15 protein-coding genes are annotated in these 18157 nt (G+C 61.9%); 8 read left to right on the top strand and 7 right to left on the bottom strand.

All coding sequences use genetic code 11. The features are described 5' to 3' along the window. Position 1: 1 nt before the first annotated feature. The 4 genes from BI364_RS09265 to purB form a co-directional block, all read right to left on the bottom strand. The gene (locus tag BI364_RS09265; RefSeq protein WP_070078497.1) at positions 2–934 is read right to left on the bottom strand and encodes an AAA family ATPase; all 933 of its coding nucleotides are present in this window, start codon (positions 932–934) and stop codon (positions 2–4) included. A 106-nt stretch (positions 935–1040) separates the two neighbouring features. Next, positions 1041–1592: a hypothetical protein gene (locus tag BI364_RS09260; protein ID WP_070078496.1), complete on the bottom strand. Its 552-nt coding sequence runs from the start codon at positions 1590–1592 to the stop codon at positions 1041–1043. A 47-nt stretch (positions 1593–1639) separates the two neighbouring features. Then, entirely contained in the window at positions 1640–2809 is a 1170-nt protein-coding gene (locus BI364_RS09255) for a cupin domain-containing protein (protein WP_070078495.1), read from the bottom strand. Continuing rightward, a complete protein-coding gene (gene purB / locus BI364_RS09250; RefSeq protein WP_070078494.1) occupies positions 2806–4173 on the bottom strand; it encodes an adenylosuccinate lyase in 1368 nt (455 codons plus the stop codon). The genes BI364_RS09255 and purB overlap by 4 nt, the downstream gene beginning before the upstream one ends. A gap of 81 nt (positions 4174–4254) precedes the next feature. Between purB and BI364_RS09245 the strand changes: the two genes are divergently transcribed. From BI364_RS09245 to corA, 3 genes are read left to right on the top strand one after another with little or no spacing between them, the layout of a single operon-like run. Further along, positions 4255–5637, top strand: a complete 1383-nt coding sequence (locus tag BI364_RS09245; protein WP_070078493.1) for a class II fumarate hydratase — start codon at positions 4255–4257, stop codon at positions 5635–5637. 54 nt (positions 5638–5691) lie between these two features. Next, positions 5692–6924, top strand: a complete 1233-nt coding sequence (gene kch / locus BI364_RS09240) for a voltage-gated potassium channel protein (protein ID WP_197495654.1) — start codon at positions 5692–5694, stop codon at positions 6922–6924. A 30-nt stretch (positions 6925–6954) separates the two neighbouring features. Further along, positions 6955–8052 carry a magnesium/cobalt transporter CorA gene (gene corA, locus BI364_RS09235; RefSeq protein WP_070078492.1) on the top strand — a complete coding sequence of 366 codons (1098 nt, stop codon included), beginning with the start codon at positions 6955–6957 and terminating at the stop codon, positions 8050–8052. 29 nt (positions 8053–8081) lie between these two features. Here corA and BI364_RS09230 read toward each other — a convergent pair whose 3' ends face one another. After that, positions 8082–9080 carry an aldo/keto reductase gene (locus tag BI364_RS09230; protein ID WP_070078491.1) on the bottom strand — a complete coding sequence of 333 codons (999 nt, stop codon included), beginning with the start codon at positions 9078–9080 and terminating at the stop codon, positions 8082–8084. Between the two features lie 175 nt (positions 9081–9255). Between BI364_RS09230 and BI364_RS09225 the strand changes: the two genes are divergently transcribed. From BI364_RS09225 to BI364_RS09205, 5 genes are read left to right on the top strand one after another with little or no spacing between them, the layout of a single operon-like run. Further along, positions 9256–10380 carry a branched-chain amino acid ABC transporter substrate-binding protein gene (locus BI364_RS09225; RefSeq protein ID WP_197495653.1) on the top strand — a complete coding sequence of 375 codons (1125 nt, stop codon included), beginning with the start codon at positions 9256–9258 and terminating at the stop codon, positions 10378–10380. Between the two features lie 29 nt (positions 10381–10409). Further along, positions 10410–11321 carry a branched-chain amino acid ABC transporter permease gene (locus BI364_RS09220; RefSeq protein WP_233279475.1) on the top strand — a complete coding sequence of 304 codons (912 nt, stop codon included), beginning with the start codon at positions 10410–10412 and terminating at the stop codon, positions 11319–11321. Then, positions 11318–12250 (top strand): branched-chain amino acid ABC transporter permease, encoded by a 933-nt coding sequence (locus BI364_RS09215; protein ID WP_070078490.1) that lies wholly within the window; start codon positions 11318–11320, stop codon positions 12248–12250. The genes BI364_RS09220 and BI364_RS09215 overlap by 4 nt, the downstream gene beginning before the upstream one ends. Next, the gene (locus BI364_RS09210) at positions 12243–13055 is read left to right on the top strand and encodes an ABC transporter ATP-binding protein (RefSeq protein ID WP_070078489.1); all 813 of its coding nucleotides are present in this window, start codon (positions 12243–12245) and stop codon (positions 13053–13055) included. The genes BI364_RS09215 and BI364_RS09210 overlap by 8 nt, the downstream gene beginning before the upstream one ends. Then, a complete protein-coding gene (locus BI364_RS09205) occupies positions 13052–13762 on the top strand; it encodes an ABC transporter ATP-binding protein (protein ID WP_070078488.1) in 711 nt (236 codons plus the stop codon). The genes BI364_RS09210 and BI364_RS09205 overlap by 4 nt, the downstream gene beginning before the upstream one ends. Positions 13763–13780: 18 nt before the next feature. Here the strand turns inward: BI364_RS09205 and putA are convergent, their stop codons facing one another. Then, positions 13781–16924 (bottom strand): bifunctional proline dehydrogenase/L-glutamate gamma-semialdehyde dehydrogenase PutA, encoded by a 3144-nt coding sequence (putA, locus tag BI364_RS09200; RefSeq protein WP_070079994.1) that lies wholly within the window; start codon positions 16922–16924, stop codon positions 13781–13783. A gap of 131 nt (positions 16925–17055) precedes the next feature. After that, positions 17056–18012 (bottom strand): 2-hydroxyacid dehydrogenase, encoded by a 957-nt coding sequence (locus BI364_RS09195; RefSeq protein ID WP_070078487.1) that lies wholly within the window; start codon positions 18010–18012, stop codon positions 17056–17058. Positions 18013–18157 lie beyond the last annotated feature (145 nt).

The following is an 18157-nucleotide window of genomic DNA, read 5'->3' as shown; positions in this document are numbered from 1 at the left end:
CTCAGACCAGATCGACCTGTTCCAGCAACCATTTGGACATTGCTCCCGCAGCCTGTGCATCGGTGCCTGTTGCGCCTAGCCGATGCCCGGCGACCGCTTCGAAAATGGCCTGTACGTCCTCGGGGATGACATAGTCGCGCCCGCGGATTGCGGCGAAGGCGCGGCTGGCGCGTACGAGGGCTAGACCCGCACGTGGCGATAGGCCCGGCTGCATCTGTTCGGCGCGGCGCGAGGCGAGCAGCAAGGCCTGGATATAGTCCAGGATGGGTGGAGCGATGTGCAGCGTTTCGATCTGCGACTGCAGCGCGATCAATTCGGGGGCGGTGAGTACGGGGCGCAGCGTTTCCAGTTTCTGCCGACGGTCCTGTCCAGAGAGCAGCGCACGTTCGGCCGCGGCATCGGGATACCCCAGGCTGAGGCGCATGAGAAACCGGTCGAGTTGGGATTCGGGCAGCGCAAATGTACCCAGCTGCTGCAGTGGATTTTGGGTAGCAACCACGAAGAAGGGTTCGGGCAGTGGGCGGGCTTCGCCGTCGAGGGTGACCTGATGTTCTTCCATGGCCTCCAGCAGGGCGCTTTGCGCCTTGGGGGTCGCACGGTTGATTTCGTCCGCGAGCAATAATTGAGTGAAAACCGGGCCAGGATGAAAGCGAAAATCACCGCGCTCGCGATCGTAAATCGAGAGACCGAGTATGTCGGCCGGCAGGAGATCGCTGGTGAATTGAATGCGCTGGAAGCGTAAGCCGAGGGTGACCGCGAGGGCGTGGGCCAGGGTCGTTTTGCCCATGCCGGGCAGATCTTCGATGAGCAAATGGCCACGTGCGAGCAAGCAGGTCAGCGCGAGTTCGATGGTGGGTTCTTTACCCAAAATAACTTCAGATACAAGATTGATTGTATCTGACAACTTATTGTTTATATTTATAATTGACGCCATTGCACCTGTTCTCGTTGGCGGGATGTCGATCAGAATAGGCGATTCATCCCGCCAGTGCGAGCGCGCGTCGAACCACGAGGCCTACGGGTATCTGTCGAGGGGCCGATCAGGGCGAGGTCGGTGGCTCAAGCGCGCTGTGGGCGAGTGCAAAATCGCCGGGGATCATGCGCTGGTATTTAGCGGCCTGCTTTTCGACACCCTCAATGGCGATGAGCTCATCCGAGGTGAGCTGCCCGACGCCGGCCATTTTGATCCAGACCTGCGCCGCGGCGGCCAGCATGGTGTATTTGGCGCGCGTATCCTCAAGTGCCTTCCAGGCGGCCTGACGGGCATGGGTGTTGTGAAGCTTGGGTATCGGAATGGCCGCGAGGGTGACGCCGACCTTGTCGATGCTGTCGTAGGTCTGATTGGCCGCCTGGTAAAGGGCGTGAAAATCCTTTTTTTGAACATAAACGGCGCTTTGTTGCTTGAATTGCAGCCAGGCTTGTTCGGCCGGCTGTGCCGTTTCCGTGACGTGCCGTTCGAAGGTCGCCAATGCTGAACGACTCTGTTTGAGGGAGTCGGTCTTGCTCGGGAACAGGGTAACCAGGGCCAGGGCCACCAGGGCGGCGGCAACCATGACCGGCATGATGTAGCGTCGGATCGATAACGAGCTCATTGTGATATTCCTGATGCGGTATGGCGTGTCATGACGAATCGATGAGTCTATTCCGCCGGTTCAAGGATGCCCCGATCCAGCAGTCTGACGATCAGTCCGCAAGCGTCGGGATGGTTGTCCAGCAGCTGCCTGCATAGCGTGGCGGGGAAGTCGATGCGCTGACATAGGACGGCGACCAGAGCCTGAAAGTTCATGTCGAGCGGGTATTCCTCGCCATCGGCGTACAGGAATAGCGTTTCCTGTTGGGTGAAATAGGCAAGGCGTGCCGCAGTATTGCGCTTTAAATCTCGACCTGAGGCGAGGTGTTGCGCAAGACCTTCGTTTGTCCAGCCTTCAGGTTCGGGGTAAAGGCTGACGAGGTCGGCTCTGGGCTCGGTGATGTAGCGCCCGAACCAGCGTTCCAGTGCGTCGTCGCTGCGTTCCAGTGCCTCGCGCATCATCGAGACGATGGCCTGTCTCGATGCCGGATCGATTTCGCCGGGATTGCGTGCCACGGGGCGGCCGGCATCGCCATACCGGCATTCGGGGTCAACTCGTGCTGCAACGTCGTCCAACCAAGCACTGACCAACTCCTTCTGACCGGGTGCGCGGAAGCCGATCGAGGCGGTCATGCAGGCATCGAGGGCGACACCGTAATGTGCGATGCCGGGCGGCAGATAGAGCATGTCACCGGGTTCCAGTACCCATTCGGACTCCGGCTCGAAGTGAGCCAGGATGCGCAGATCCACATCAGGCAGGCGGTTTTCGGGGTCCACGGGTCGAGTGTCGATCTGCCAACGGCGTGTACCCTCCAATTGCAGCAGGAAGACGTCGTAGGCGTCGGTATGCGGCCCGACCGAGCCATGCGGCGCGGCATAGCTGATCATCAGGTCGTCGATGCGCCAATCCGGCAGGAAGCGGAACGGTTCGATCAGCGTGTAGAGAGCGGGCACGAATTTCTCAAGATCGGTGACCAGGAGAGTCCAGTGCGTCTCTGGCAGGCTCGCGAAATCGGCTTCCTCGAATGGTCCGTAGCGCAGGCTCCAACGTGCGACGTCGTGTTGCATGACGAGGCGCGAGGGTACGTCGGATTCGAGTGCGAGGCCGGCCAGCTCGTCGGCGCTGATCGGCGCGCGAATATCCGCAAAGGCCTGGCGTACCAGCAACGGGCGCCGTTGCCAGTAATCCCGCAGAAATTCGTGTTGCGTCAGTCCGCCGAGTAGAGAGGTGCCGCTCACACGCGTTTGGCCTGATCGGCCGCATTACCGGTGTAGCTGGCGGGCGTCAGGGCGAGCAGGTCGGCACGCGCCTCATCCGGCAGGTCCAGCGACTCGATGAAGGTGCGTAACCGGGCCGCGTCGATGCGCTGACCGCGGGTGAGGGCCTTGAGCTGTTCGTAGGGACTGGGCAGGCCGTAGCGTCGCATAACGGTCTGGATCGGTTCGGCGAGCACCTCCCAGTTGGCATTGAGGTCGGATTCGAGGCGGGTCGCTTCGACTTCCAGCTTGCCGAGTCCCTTGAGTAGGGCGCGATAGGCAATCAGGCTGTGGGCCAGGCCGACGCCGAGGTTGCGCAGCACGGTGGAATCGGTCAGGTCGCGCTGCCAGCGCGAGACCGGGAGCTTGCGTGCCAGATGTTCGAGCACGGCATTGGCAATACCGAGATTGCCTTCGGCGTTTTCAAAATCGATCGGGTTGACCTTGTGCGGCATGGTCGATGAGCCGACCTCGCCCTCGACGACGCGCTGACGGAAGTAGCCGAGCGAAATGTAGCCCCATATGTCGCGCGAGAGGTCAAGCAGCACGGTATTGAAGCGCGTGATCGCATCGAATAGCTCGGCGATGTAGTCGTGCGGTTCGATCTGCGTGGTGTAGGGGTTCCAGTCCAGCCCCAGGCCGGTGACGAAGCGTTCGGCAAAGTCGCTCCAGTCGATCGCGGGGTAGGTCACCCTATGTGCGTTGTAGTTGCCGACCGCGCCGTTGATCTTGCCCAGGATGGCGACCCCGGCAACCTGCGCGCGCTGGCGTTCGAGGCGGGCGACCACATTGGCCAGTTCCTTGCCGAGGGTGGTTGGGCTGGCAGGCTGGCCATGGGTGCGCGACAGCATCGGCGCCTCGGCATGACGATGCGCCAGATCCCGTAATACAGCGATGATCTCGTCCATCGCCGGCAACAGAGTTTCGTCGCGCCCGGCCTTGAGCATCAGGCCGTAAGCAAGATTGTTGATGTCCTCCGAGGTGCAGGCGAAGTGGACGAATTCCTTGACTGCATCGAGCGCGGGATCTGTGGCGATGCGTTGCTTGATGAAGTATTCCACCGCCTTCACGTCGTGATTGGTGGTGCGCTCGATGGCCTTGACCTCAGCCGCGTCGGCAGGGGAAAAATCTGTAAGCAGCTGTTCGAGCATTGCTTGAGAGGCGGCGGGGAGGGCGTCGACCTCGGGGATGCCAGGTTCGGCCGATAGTGCTTGCAACCAGCGGACCTCGACTGTGATGCGGGCGGCGATCAGGCCGAATTCGCTGAATCGGGCGCGCAGTGGCTGCGTCTGCGCGGCGTAACGTCCGTCCACTGGGGACAAGGCGGTGAGAGTGCTGATATCCATCCGTCGAATCTCGGTCGCAAAAAAGCTGCATTATAATACCCCAAGCCCGCCAGACCGACCCCAGAACGCAGGGAGCAATGCATGGCCTCAGTTGAGCAATACCGTATCGAACACGACAGCATGGGTGAGCTGCGCGTGCCTGTCGAAGCGCCGTGGGGTGCTCAGACGCAACGGGCGATCGAAAATTTCCCGGTCAGCGGCCAGCGTATGCCTGCCCGTTTTATCCAGGCTGTGGCGATGATCAAGTCTGCCGCCGCCCACGCGCATGCCGATCTCGGCCTGATGCCGGAAGATCTTGCCCTGGCGATTGCCGAGGCGGCCGATGCCGTTGCCGAGGGCGCTCATGCGGATGCCTTCCCGGTCGATGTCTATCAGACCGGCTCTGGTACCAGCACCAATATGAACGTGAACGAGGTCGTCGCGCATCTGGCGAGCGCGCGTCTGGGTCGCGCGGTACATCCCAACGACGACGTCAATCGTGGTCAGAGTTCGAACGACGTCATCCCCAGCGCGATTCATCTGAGTGCGGCACTGGCCTGCCATCAGCAGCTGCTGCCGGCACTCGATGGATTGGCCAGTGCCATCGAGGCACGCGCAGGCGAGCTTGGCGACGCGATCACCACTGGGCGCACGCATCTGATGGATGCGATGCCGGTTCGACTTTCGCAGATACTCGGTGGCTGGGCCGCGCAAATCCGTCTGGGCGCTGAGCGCATCGTCGGCGCATTGCCCCAGGTGTACGGCCTTGCTCAGGGCGGCACGGCCGTGGGTACCGGCGTCAACGCCCACCCCGAGCTCGGTCGGCGTATCGCGGCACGGCTCGCAGAGCGTACGGGCGTCGCTTTCCATGTGCGCGGCGACCTGTTCGAGGGCTTAAGCGCTCAGGACGACATCGTGGCCCTGTCCGGGCAGATGAAGAGCATCGCCACGGCCCTGATGAAGATCGCCAACGATCTGCGCTGGATGAACTCCGGGCCGCTGGCCGGGCTTGGCGAGATCAGCCTGCCTTCGTTGCAGCCGGGCAGCAGCATTATGCCGGGCAAGGTCAATCCGGTGGTGCCGGAGGCGGTCTGCATGGTTGCTGCGCAGGTCATCGGGCTGGATGCAGCGATCACCGTGGGCGGTCAGTCCGGCAATTTCCAGCTCAATGTCATGTTGCCGTTGATTGCGAACAATATACTGCAATCCATTGAATTGACTTCTAATGTTTCATCACTTTTGGCGGAGCGCGCGATTTTGGGCTTTGCGGTAAACCGCAGTCGTACCGAGGCGGCGTTGGCACGTAATCCGATTCTCGTGACGGCGCTCAACGGGGTTATCGGTTACGAACGCGGTGCGGCCATCGCAAAGCGCGCCTATGCGGAAGGCCGCCCGGTCCTTGAGGTCGCGCTGGAGATGACGGATCTGGGCGAGGTGGAATTGAAGCGCCTACTCGATCCGGCTGGATTGACCGGCAGTACATGAACGTGTCCGCGCACACGCGGGTGACGGGGACTTTAAGCGCAGCGCGGATGTGGCGTGTCTGACCCTGAGCGTCTGAATAAGCGCCTGGATCTCGGCATCTGGCCGGGCTTGCGCCGCTCGTGGAGCAAGCTGTCCCAGATCACGCGCGCGGATCGCTGGTTTCCGCAAATCCCACTTGCTCTCGGCGTTGGTCTTGCCGGCCTGCTGCAGCTGGTGCCAGATTTCAGGCGATTATTCGGCCTGACCCTCGCGGTGCCTGATCTTGGGCGTCTTAACGAGGGTTTTTCGACACTGGCGATCCACGGAATTCCGCAGTTTGCCGTGGGCATTTTGCTGCTGGTCATGTCTTTGGGGCTGTTGTGGCGATCCCGCTTGGCTTGGGTGATCACCATGTTGGTGACGCTGGCAGCGATCGTGGTGCAGTTGACCGCTTCGGGCTGGCATTACCCGCTGGAGACCGGTTACAACCTGTTGTTGTTGTTGGTTCTGCTGGCGGCACGGCGACACTTCGACCGCAGCAGCCTGGCCACCGGCACCTTGTTTGCTTTGACCAGTGTGTTGCTGACCCTGGGCTACGGGGTCTTCGGTGCCTACCTGCTCGGCGCGCAATTTCGACCGGCGATCACCGGTGCGGACGATGCGCTGTATTTCGCCGTGGTCACCATGTCCACCGTGGGTTATGGCGATATCGTACCGATCACGCCCGAGGCACGTCTGTTCGTCGTTTCGCTGATCATTCTTGGCCTCGTGATCTTCGCCACCTCGTTGAGCGCGATCCTCGGGCCTATGATGAACAATCGTCTGATTGCACTGATTCAGCCCCGGAGATCACGCATGGACCGATCCAATCATTACATCATCGTCGGCGACACCGCGCTCTCCCGCAACAGCTTCAAGGAACTGCAGGCGCGCGGGCAGAAACTGACGCTGATCCTGCCGCGCCAAGTGGACGACGGTCCTTACCAGAAGGCCGATATCATCGTCGGTGATGGCAGCGACATCGATGTGTTGCGCAAGGCGGGTGCCGAACGGGCGAAAGCGGTGTTGGCACTGGGCGACGACGATTCTGAAAACGCCTTCGTGATCCTCGCGGTCAAGGAGATCGGGGAGGGTATTCGCACGGTGGCAGTGGTCAGCGATGCGCGCAATCTGGCACGCGTCAAGCGCGTCCAACCCGATCTGCTGTTGGCGCCACAGGTACTCGGCGGCGAGCTGCTGGCGATGGCGCTGAGTGGCGAGGAAATCAATTCGGAAACCTTGATTGATCAGTTGCTACACGTGCGCTGACGCACCATCAAACAATAAGGGAGGTGATCCATGGGGTTCGATTCGCATCGCAGCCATACGCACAAGATCGGCAGCGCACCGGGTACGCTGGTCGACTTGCCGATCGGTTCGCCGTCGCAGTTGTGGGCCGTGCATTACAACGGCGACGAGATGACCGAATATTTGGACATCGATGTGCAGGCTGCGCGTGCCCTCGTGAATCCGGACGGGGTTACCTGGATTCACGTCCAGGGGCAGCCCGACCGCCGCCTGCTCGATCAGCTCGGCGAAGCTTTCGGCCTACACGGCTTGGCCTTGGAGGATGTGCAATCGCTGGTGCAGCGCCCCAAGTTAGACGTTTTTACGGAACAGCTTTTCGTCATTCTCAATCTGCCGCGCTGGGATGACGAGGGCGTGGCACTGGAGCAGTTCAATCTGTTCATGGGCGAGGGTTACGTGCTCAGCATCCATGCCGGCGACGAGGAGGTGGTCCAGGCGGTGAAGCGGCGCATGGCGAAGGTCAGAACCCGGTTGCGAACGCACGGTACCGACTATCTCTTCTATGCATTGATGGATCTCGTGGTCGACCAGGCCTTCCCAGTGCTTGAAACCTTCGGCGAGGAGGTCGAGGCGCTGGAGGAGGCATTGCTGGTGCGCCCCAATCGCAGCCTGTTGTCGACCATTTATCAGCACAAACGCAATCTGATGATTCTGCGTCGGCAGTTGTGGCCGACCCGCGAGGTGGTCAGCCAGTTGATGCGCGGCGCCAACGATGAGGAGTATTTTGCACCGGATCTTCAACCGTACCTACAGGACCTGTACGACCATACGGTACACATCATGGATCTGCTGGAAACTTACCGCGACATCGTGGCCAGCATGCTCGATGTATATCTGTCGAGCGTCAGCAATCGGCTCAACGACATCATGCGCGTGTTGACGATGATCTCGACCATCTTCATCCCGCTGACCTTCATCGTCGGTGTCTACGGGATGAACTTCGGCAATAACACCAAGAGCCCCTGGGCCATGCCGGAACTGAACTCATATTACGGTTATCCGATGGTCTGGGGCGTGATGCTACTGATCGCCGCGGGCATGGTTGTGTTTTTCCGGCGTAAGGGATGGCTGGGCGGACGCGGCCACTAAGGCCACGTCCGCGCCATTCGCAGGGTTTTTCAGGCCAGTGGGGCATTCTCCGGCGGCGCCATGAATTCAGGACCGACCGGATCGGGAATACAGGTCTGGAGAATTCCGTCGATGGCCGCGCGGTCTTCGTCGCTGAGCGACCAGCCCATGACGGCTTCGACGGGTTCGAGCTGGTCCGGGCGGCGGGCACCCCATAGCGCGGTCGCCACACCCGGCTGATCAATCAACCAGCGCAGCGCAAGATGAATGACGCGTCGCCCGTGATGTGTCTGCGCGTATTCGTCGAGCTGGCGGACGGCCTCAAGATAATGCACGTAGCGCGGTGCCTGGAATTTCGGGTCAGACAGACGTAGATCGTCACCGGTGAACTGCGTGTCCGCCTGCATGCGTCCAGACAACAAACCGCGGCAGAGCGCGCCGTAGGCGATCATGCCGACGCCGTGTTCGATGCAGTAATCGGCAACATCGCCCTCGATTTCGCGCTCGAACAGATTGTAGGGCGGCTGGTTGGTGGCCAGCGGCGCGGCCTGGGCAAAGGCCGCCATCTGTGCCGGTGAATAGTTGCTCACACCGATTGCGCGGATCTTGCCCTCGATGCGCAGCGCCTCCAGCGTCGCCGCGGTCTCCTCGAACGGCACGGACCCATCGGGCCAGTGCACCTGATAGATATCGATGTAGTCGGTACCGAGTCGGCGCAGCGAGTCTTCGATTTCCTGACGGATGCGGGATGGAGAGCTGTCGCGGGTGACACGCCCATCTTGCCAGGCTAACCCGACCTTGGTCGCCAGCGTCACGTGCTCGCGCCGGCCGTATTGCGCCAGCGCCTTGCCCACGATCTCCTCGGAGTTGCCGAAGCCGTACACAGGGGCGGTGTCGATCAGGGTGATACCTCGGTCGAGCGCGGCATGAATCGTGTCGATGGCGGCTTGCTCATCCGTGCCGCCCCACATCCATCCGCCGATCGCCCAGGTGCCCAGGCCAATCTTCGGTATTTCCATGTCTGTCTGTGTCAAACGCGTGTATTCCATGTGCGCCTCTCCCGTAGAATGGCTAGCGACAAACCGTTTGGTCTGATGTCTGACTCGGGTATTGCATCCGAGTTCATCAGCATGCTGCTGGGCAGTGGCTGTCATCTCCTCTAAACTTTCCATCTTGCACCCCATCTGGGGCCAAGAACGACTCCTTAATAGCGTGAGGGCGAACATGATGATCAAGCGCATTCTGGCCGTGATTGCGGTCTCCATTCTGGGCGTAGGAGCGGCTTTCGGCGCCGAGATCGTCAAATTTGGCGTGCAAGCGCCCATCACGGGCAATTACGCCAACGAAGGCCAGGGCATCGAGAAGGCCGTGCGCCTCCTGGCTAAACAGCAGAATGCCAAAGGTGGATTACTGGGCCACAAGATCGAAGTCGTGGTTTGCGATGACGAAGGCAAGGCGACTCAGGGTGCCTTGTGCGCGCGTCGCCTGGTCAACGATGGCGTGTTTGCGGTGATCGGCACCTACACCTCTGGCGCGGCCAGTGCTGCCCAGCCGATCTATGCTCGCGCCAATGTCATTCAGACCAGCGACGGCACGGCCGAAATGCTGACCCGGCGCGGTTACAAAACCTTTTTCCGCAATGCGCCGCCTAACAGTGCGGAGGCCAAATTCACCGCGCACTATCTGGTCAAAATTAAGCATTACAGTCGAATCGCGGTGCTGTCGGATCACTCCAGCTTTTCCAAGGGACTGGGCGATGCTACCGAGGCGGCGGTCAAGCGCGATGGTGGCCATGTGATCTATCGCGGTTACATCACTGCCGGCTCGCAGAATTTCATGTCGGTGCTGACCAAGATCAAATCGCTCAAGCCCGACGTGATCTATTTTTCCGGTTATTACTCCGACGGCGGTCTGTTGCGTGCGCAACAGGCGCGTCTGGGTATCAAGGCTGTCTTTGTCGGCGGTGATGCCAATCAGAATACCGAGTTTGCCAAGATCGCCGGCAGCGCCGCACGCGGCACGGTGATCGTCAACGTGCCGGCACCGGCAAATCTGCCTTATGCCGAGGCCAAGGCCTTCCTGGCCGACTACAAGGCTGCCTACGGCACGGCACCGCCGAGTATCTTCACCCTGACCAATGCCGACGGCATGCGCGCCATCATGTATGCGGTGGAGAAAACCAAGAGTTTGAACCCTGACAAGGTCGAGGATTTCCTGCATCACCTGCGTGACTTCCGCGGCATCACCGGACCTTTGGGCTTCAACAAGCATGGTGAGCGTCTGGGCAGTGCCTTCCAGGCCTTCGAGATCCAGGCCGACGGCAGCTACAAGACGCTATACAGCGAATAATCGCGCCGCGCGACCACGGGACGGATGACATGGAACTGAGCACGCTGCTGCAGCAGCTCGTCAACGGACTGACGGTCGGGGGCATCTATGCCCTCATCGCGCTCGGTTACACGATGGTCTACGGCATTCTCAAACTGATCAACTTCGCGCACGGCGACCTCGCCGTGCTCGGAGCCTTCATCGGCTTGACGGTGCTCGGTGGGCAACTCGGCGGCGGTGCGCCACCGGCCGCTTGGTTGGTGGCGCTGGCCTTCATTGCGGCAGTACTGGTGGTCTCGCTGGCCGGCGTTGCATTGGAATTCACCGCCTACCGCCCGCTGCGCCATGCGCATCGGTTGTCGGCGGTTGTTTCCGCGCTGGGCGCGTCGATGTTCTTCGAAAACGGCATGATGCTGATCTGGAGTCCACAGACGCGGGTATTCCCGTCGCACATCCTGCCCGATATCACCTGGCATCTCGGCGGTGTCGTGCTGACTTTCACCCAGGTGTTGATCGTGTTCAGCTCGTTATTGTTGATGCTCGCGCTGTATCTCTACGTCAATCACACCCGCTTTGGCACCGCGATACGGGCGGCTGCCATTGATCAGGATGCGGCACGACTGATGGGTATCAACGTCAATCGCGTGATCATCAGCGTGTTTATCCTCGGCCCCGCGTTGGGCGCAATCGGTGGCCTGTTCATCGGTATCTACTACCGTGAAGCAATCTTCAATATGGGCTGGCTCTATGGCCTGAATGCCTTCATCGCCGCCATTATCGGGGGCATCGGCAACATCCCTGGCGCGATGCTTGGCGGATTGCTGCTCGGTCTGTTCAATTCGCTCGCGGCAGGCTACATCTCCAGCAGTTGGCAGGAGGCGATTACCTTCGGATTGCTGATCTTGATCCTCCTGGTGCGCCCCACCGGTATACTCGGCGAACGGGTGGCGGAGAAGGTATGAGGCGCCTGCCAACTGCGACACTGGGACCGCTATTGTGGTTCGTAGGCTTGGCCGTGCCTTGGCTGGCGAACGGTAACTGGCTGAGCATTCTGTCGTTGTTCGCCATCTATGCGGTGGTCGCACTGAGCACGGACATCGTGCTCGGGCGCGCCGGGCTGTATGACATGGGGCACGCGATGTATTTCGGTGTGGGCGCGTATACCACCGCGATACTCAATACCGAATACGGAGTTCCGGTGCTGTGGACGTTGCCGCTGGCCGTGCTGGTCGCCGCCGGTGTCGGCGCCTTGCTGGCGGCGCCGATCGTCAAGCTGCGCGGAGATTACCTGCTGGTGGTCACCATCGGTTTCAACGAGATATTCCGTTTGTCGATGGACAATAACGTGGGCGGTCTCACCGGTGGCCCGGACGGTATCTTCGGCGTTGGCGTGCCGAGCCTCTTCGGCCATGATTTCTCCAGCCAGAGCGATCTGTATCTGCTCAACTGGGTGGTACTCGGCGTGGCTCTTTTGCTGATGCGCAACCTGGAGCGTAGCCGCGTGGGCCGCGTCTTCCGTTACCTCAAGGAGGATGAGCTGGCGGCAACCACGCTTGGCGTGAATGCGCGTGCCTATAAGATACTGGCCTTCGCACTCGGAGCGGGTCTTGCCGGCGCCGCGGGGATGTTGTTCGCGGTGCAGCTTTCGACCGTCAGCTCGGGAGCCTTCAATTTTATCGAATCGGTCACCTTATTCGCCATCGTCATCGTCGGCGGGCAAGCCTCGATTCCAGGCGTCCTGCTTGGCACCGTACTCATGTTTGTGATCCCGCAGGTCTTTCAAGGGTTGGCGCAGTATCGTTATTTCATCTTCGGTATCGCCATGATCGTGGTCATGGTGCTGCGTCCTCAGGGCATCTGGCCGCGTCGTCGGGAGTCCGCTGGTGAGTGAGCGCCCGGCTGCGCTGCTGAGCCTCGACAACGTGGGTATCAGCTTCGGAGGCCTGCGCGCCGTCGACCGCCTGAGTTTCCAGGTCGGCGAGGGCGAGATCGTCGGTCTGATCGGTCCGAACGGCGCCGGCAAGACCACGGTCTTCAACCTCATTACCGGCGTTTATCGACCCGGTGAGGGCGAGATTCGCTGGCAGAGTGAAGCGATCACCGGTCTGCCTTCCTACCGCATTGCCCGCCACGGAATCATGCGGACCTTCCAGACCATTCGCCTGTTTCGGGGAATGAGCGTGTTGGAGAACGTCATTGCCGGGCAACACCTGCGTACACGCCAAAATTGGGTTGCCGGTCTCCTCAGCACGCCTGCGCAGCGTCGCGAGGAGCGCGCGCTGCGTCAGCAGGCGCATGCCGTACTCGAACGCCTCGATCTTGACGGGGTTGCACAGGAGGAGGCGACGTCGTTGCCCTACGGACTGCAAAGACGCGTGGAGCTGGCGCGCACCTTGGCAGCGGAGCCCCGGCTGCTGATCCTCGACGAACCCGCCGCAGGGCTCAACGAGCAGGAATCGGCGGGGCTCAACGACACCATTCTCGGGATCCGCGATAGCGGCGTTACGGTGTTGCTGGTAGAGCACGACATGAATGTGGTCATGCGGGTGACGGATCACATTGTCGTGCTCAACTTCGGGCGCAAGATCGCCGAGGGCACTCCCGCCATGATTCGCAACGACCCACAGGTCATCGAGGCCTATCTGGGCGTTGACGACGATGATGTCGGTGTGGCAAGCGAGGAAAATCGGCCATGAGCCGCTTGCTCGAAATCGAGGATCTGCATGTCGCCTATGGCCATATCGAGGCCATCAAGGGCGTGTCGCTGAACATCGATGCCGGCGAGGTAGTGGCCATCCTGGGTGCCAACGGTGCCGGCAAGACCACGCTGATGCGCGCAATCAGCGGATTGATTCACCCACGTACCGGCAGCATCCGCTATCGCGACAAGGAACTGACGCGTCTGGGGGCGGATGTCATCGTTGGCCTTGGCATTGCCCAGTCGCCAGAGGGGCGCCGAGTCTTCGGCACATTGACCGTGGAGGAAAACCTTCGACTGGGTGCCTATACGCGGCCCAAGCAGGAGGTCGCGGGTAGTCGCGACGAGATCTACGCATTGTTCCCGCGCCTTGCAGAGCGACGCCGTCAGCTTTCGGGGACCTTGTCGGGCGGTGAGCAGCAGATGTTGGCCATCGGACGGGCCTTGATGGCCAAGCCTCAGCTGTTGCTGCTGGACGAGCCCAGCCTCGGCCTGGCGCCGCTAATCGTGCGTGGCATCTTCGATGCCTTGCGCGATATCCGTCAAACCGGTGTGACCATCCTGGTGGTTGAGCAGAATGCCCGCATGGCGCTCAAGCTGGCGGATCGAGGTTACGTGCTTGAGGTGGGGCGTATCGTGCACGCAGCCGACAGTGGCGAGTTGCTGGCCTCTCCCGAGGTTCGCGCGGCCTATCTTGGCGGCTGAGAGCCGCTGGCTCCCGATTCAATCGTCCTGTGCGAGTAGCCCGACATCGCCGCCGACCGCGGCGGTGTTGACGGTCAGGGTCCGCTCGGTCGCAAAACGCAGCAGATAATGCGGGCCGCCTGCCTTGAATCCCGTGCCGGACAAGCCTTCGCCGCCGAAGGGCTGCACGCCGACTACGGCACCGATCATATTTCGATTGACGTAAAGGTTGCCGACCCGAGCACGGGCCGCGATGTGCCGGACTCGCGACTCAATACGGGTATGCACGCCGAGCGTGAGCCCGTAACCGGTAGCGTTGATCGCATCGATCACCTCGTCGAGCATGCCTGCGCGCCAACGCACAATGTGGAGAAACGGGCCGAAGACCTCGGTTTCGAGTTCGTGGATGCCGTCCAGGCGAAAGATTGCCGGCGCGACAAAGTGGCCATGGGCGCATGTTTCAGGCAATTCGGCGCGCGCCAACAGGCGTCCATCCGCGATCATGCGCGTTGCATGTGCTTCCAGCGTTTCGCGCGCCGTTGTGTCGATCACCGGGCCGATGTCGGTGGACAGACGTCCAGGATCGCCCAGCACCTGAGTTGCCAAGGCGCCGCGTAGCATCGCCAGCACGGTGTCGGCAACGTCTTCCTGAAGGTAAAGCACGCGCAATGCGGAGCAGCGCTGGCCCGCACTGGCGAAGGCCGACTGGAGCACATCGCGCACGAGTTGTTCGGGCAGGGCGGTAGCATCGGCGATCATGGCGTTGATGCCGCCGGTTTCCGCGATCAGCGGCACAATCGGGCCAGGCCGCTCGGCCAGATGTCGCTGGATGGCTTGCGCGGTCTGCGTTGAGCCGGTAAAAGCGATACCGGCGATGCGTGAGTCACCGGTCAGCCACGGGCCGATCCGTGAACCATCGCCCGGTATCAGTGCCAGAACCTCGGCCGGTATGCCGGCGAGGAGCATCAATCTGACCGCCAATGCCGCGATCAGCGGCGTTTGTTCGGCGGGCTTGGCGATGACGGCGTTGCCCGCAGCCAAGGCGGCGGCGATCTGGCCGGTGAAGATTGCGAGCGGGAAATTCCAGGGGCTGATACAGAGGAAGATGCCGCGTGCGTGAAGGCTGAAGTGGTTGCTTTCGCCGGTGGGGCCGCTCAACCGGCGCGGCGTGTCGAACAGGGCGCGCGCCTGCGCCGCATAGTAACGGCAAAAGTCCACCGCCTCGCGTACCTCGGACAGTGCATCGGGTACCGTGCGGCCGGCCTCGCGTATGCACAGCGCCATCAGCTCCGCACGATGCTGTTCGTAAAGGTCGGCGAGCCGCTCAAGGCAGGCGGCGCGCACTGCGGCCGCTGTGCGCGCCCAGGCAGATGCCGCTGCGTGCGTCGTGGATAACGCCTGCTCGACGTCCGTGCGACTTGACTCGATCACGCTGCCCACGTATCGCCGCAGGTCCGCTGGGTCATGGATCGGGCGCGCGCTGCCGGCCGGCGAGCGGCCTGCGATCAGTGGTGCGGCAGTCCATTCGTGTGCGGCAGCCGCCTGCAGGGCACGATCAAGTGGGCGCAGCGTGGCTTCGTCCGTCAGATCGAGTCCTGCGGCGTTGGTGCGTAGTTCGCCGTAAAGATGCGCGGGCAAGGGCAGGTGGGGATTGCGTATGGCATCGCCGAGTGCTCGCAGGCGCTCGCGGGGGTCTTGCAGGAGCGTCGAATCGCCACGTTGTGCCGCGCGTTGTACACGATGGACAAATGAGCCGTTGGCGCCGTTTTCCATCAGGCGCCGAATGAGGTAAGCCAGCAGACGATCCTGGTGACCTACCGGGGCATAGATGCGGCAGGGTGGGGTGGGGGTCTTGTGTGCAGCGAGTTGTGCATAGAGGGCGGCGCCCATGCCATAGAGGCGTTGGAACTCGAAGCCGTCCGCGTTCCCGGCTATTTCAAGCACCGCGGCCACGGTATGCGCGTTATGCGTTGCGAACATGGGGTAGCAGCGGTCGCGCCTCGCCAGTAGGCGGCGGGCATAAGCCAAGTAGGCGACGTTGGTCGAGACGCGACGCGTGAATACCGGGTAATCCGTGAAACCAGCGATTTGGGCGAGTTTGATTTCGGTGTCCCAGTATGCGCCTTTAACCAGTCTTATCATGATCTTGCGATCATGTCTTTCTGCTTTATCGAGGATCCGGTCGAGAACTGTGGACGCACGCTTCTGATAAGACTGGACGGCCATTCCAAGGCCTTGCCAGGTCTGTAGCGCCGGGTCCTCGAGCAAGGCTTCGATCAGGTCCAACGAGGGTTCGAGGCGACTCGATTCCTCCGCGTCGATACAGATCGAGAGATTGTGTGCGGCGGCGTCGAGGCAGAGTTGGCGCAGGCGGGGCAGAACCTCGGTGCGGACGCGCGTGCGCTGCGCGAATTCGTAACGTGGATGCAGGGCCGAGAGCTTGACCGAGATGCTTGCCCGGCGCAGTGGGTCTGGGTGGGCGGCGCCCTGACTGCCGATGGCGGCGATGGCCTCCCGGTAGGCGGCATAATAGCGGCGGGCATCTTCTTCGGTTATCGCGGCCTCGCCCAGCATGTCATAAGCGTGCCGAGTGCCGGTCGCTTCGGTGCGCGCGGCTCGGCGCAGGGCCGCGTCGATATCGTCGCCGATGACGAAGCTGCGCCCCAGGTGCCGCATGGCGCGTGTTGCCGCTATGCGTGCCAGCGGTTCGCCAGCGCGTCCGACGAGTCGTCGCAGGCCACGCTGATGCCCATCGTCCAACGGCCCTAGTAGGCGGCTGGCCAGTGCGAGGGCTCGATTGCGCGCAGGTGGCGGCGAACCTCCAGAATGCTCCGCTGGATTCAGCCAATCGGCCGCGCCGAGTCGATCCCGAATCAGTGCGCTGGCGGTTGCCGTGTCCGGCACTCGAAGCAGGGCCTCGGCCAGGCCCATCAGTGCTCGACCTTCGGCGCCGTCAAGCCCGTAATCGGCCATCAGCACGCCGGTACGGTCCTCCGGCAATGGGGCTTGGAGCATGCCTCGTACGAGCGCTTCGGCCTGTGCGTGTATGCGTTGACGGGTCGGTTCGTCGAACGAAGCCTCGTCGTAGAGTTTGCCCAGGAGCTTGGCTTCATTGCCGAGATGCGCCTGCCCTATGGCCGTGCGTAGCGGTTCGGTTTCGTCGGGCGGTGCGTCGAAAAGCATGGCCGTGCGCTCCCGTGCAGTACCAGCGAACACGGGATGCGGGCAGTCGAGCCGCATCCCGTGGGACCCGACTCATTATGGATTAGTCTGCATCACGCGTCGCGGCACGATGCGCAGATCAGCTACTTGCTTCAGGCAACTCGGTTGCGTGGCTTGCCTGCCTGGAAGGCGCGGATGTTCTGCGCCATCTCGTCGACCAGCCGCTGGCGTGCGTTACGGCTGGCCCAGGCTACGTGCGGGGTCACGATCAGGTTGGAGATGTCAGTGGCCAGGAGTGGGTGATCGGACGGGGGAGGCTCCTGATCGAGCACATCGAGGCCAGCACCACCGAGCCGGCCTTCGCGCAAGGCGGTAGCCAGTGCGTGGCTGTCGACCAGCCCGCCGCGTGCGGTATTGATCAGTATGGCCTCCGGGCCCAGACGATCGAGTTCGCCGGCGCCGATCAGGTGTGCGGTTTCCGGCGTTAACGGACAGTGCAGGCTGAGTATGTCGGCCTGATTCAATACGCTGTCGAAGGCCGTGCGGCCAGGGCGGGGTTCGGCACCGCGGCGTTCGGAGATCAGCACGCGCATGCCCATGCATTCGGCGATGCGCGCCACGGCGCCGCCGAGCACGCCATGCCCGACGATACCCAGCGTACGCCCATTGAGTTCGCCAACCGGGAAGAAGTCGTATAGCGAAAAGCTGCGTGCCTGCGTCCACTGACCCTGCTCGACCGCGCGGGCGTACTCGGGGAGGTGCCTGATCAGCGCGAGCATGAGTGCGATAGTGTGTTCGGCCACTGAGGCGGTGCCGTAATCGCGCACGTTACAGACCACGATGCCCCTCCGGGCGGCGGCCTCGAGGTCGACGTTATTGGTGCCGGTGGCCGCGACGCAGATCAGTTTGAGTCGCGGCGCCGTTTGCAAGGCCTCACTGTCGACCATGACCTTGTTGGTGATCAACACCTCGGCATCGCCGATGTGCGCGGCGACTTCATTCCCTGCGGTCTGCGCGTGAAAGGTCCAATCCTCGACGGCCTCGTGCAGCGGGGTGCGGTCGAGGTCGCCGTTGTCCAGGGTATCCAAATCGAGAAATGCGCCGCGCATTCAGGGCTCCTCCGGCAAAAGAGGCGCAGGTTAGCAGCGTCCCAAGCGGTCTGGAAGGCCACATGTGCTGAAGCGCGCCTGATGATACCTAGCGGATTGCTATAGGGTCAGGCGTGAATCGCATCAATCTGTCGACGGCGATACC

The organism is Acidihalobacter yilgarnensis (genome assembly GCF_001753245.1).
In the GTDB taxonomy this organism is placed as follows: domain Bacteria; phylum Pseudomonadota; class Gammaproteobacteria; order DSM-5130; family Acidihalobacteraceae; genus Acidihalobacter; species Acidihalobacter yilgarnensis.
Note: the sequence above shows the minus strand (reverse complement) of the source record. Positions and strands in the feature narration are given on the sequence as shown.

Excerpts from the sequence above, each read along its gene's own strand:
- BI364_RS09220 (WP_233279475.1), top strand. The coding sequence starts at position 10,410 with ATGGAACTGAGCACGCTGCTGCAGCAGCTCGTCAACGGACTGACGGTC.
- BI364_RS09225 (WP_197495653.1), top strand. The coding sequence starts at position 9,256 with ATGATGATCAAGCGCATTCTGGCCGTGATTGCGGTCTCCATTCTGGGC.
- BI364_RS09245 (WP_070078493.1), top strand. The coding sequence starts at position 4,255 with ATGGCCTCAGTTGAGCAATACCGTATCGAACACGACAGCATGGGTGAG.
- putA (WP_070079994.1), bottom strand. The coding sequence starts at position 16,924 with ATGCTTTTCGACGCACCGCCCGACGAAACCGAACCGCTACGCACGGCC.
- purB (WP_070078494.1), bottom strand. The coding sequence starts at position 4,173 with ATGGATATCAGCACTCTCACCGCCTTGTCCCCAGTGGACGGACGTTAC.
- corA (WP_070078492.1), top strand. The coding sequence starts at position 6,955 with ATGGGGTTCGATTCGCATCGCAGCCATACGCACAAGATCGGCAGCGCA.
- BI364_RS09260 (WP_070078496.1), bottom strand. The coding sequence starts at position 1,592 with ATGAGCTCGTTATCGATCCGACGCTACATCATGCCGGTCATGGTTGCC.
- BI364_RS09265 (WP_070078497.1), bottom strand. The coding sequence starts at position 934 with ATGGCGTCAATTATAAATATAAACAATAAGTTGTCAGATACAATCAAT.
- BI364_RS09205 (WP_070078488.1), top strand. The coding sequence starts at position 13,052 with ATGAGCCGCTTGCTCGAAATCGAGGATCTGCATGTCGCCTATGGCCAT.
- BI364_RS09195 (WP_070078487.1), bottom strand. The coding sequence starts at position 18,012 with ATGCGCGGCGCATTTCTCGATTTGGATACCCTGGACAACGGCGACCTC.
- BI364_RS09215 (WP_070078490.1), top strand. The coding sequence starts at position 11,318 with ATGAGGCGCCTGCCAACTGCGACACTGGGACCGCTATTGTGGTTCGTA.
- BI364_RS09230 (WP_070078491.1), bottom strand. The coding sequence starts at position 9,080 with ATGGAATACACGCGTTTGACACAGACAGACATGGAAATACCGAAGATT.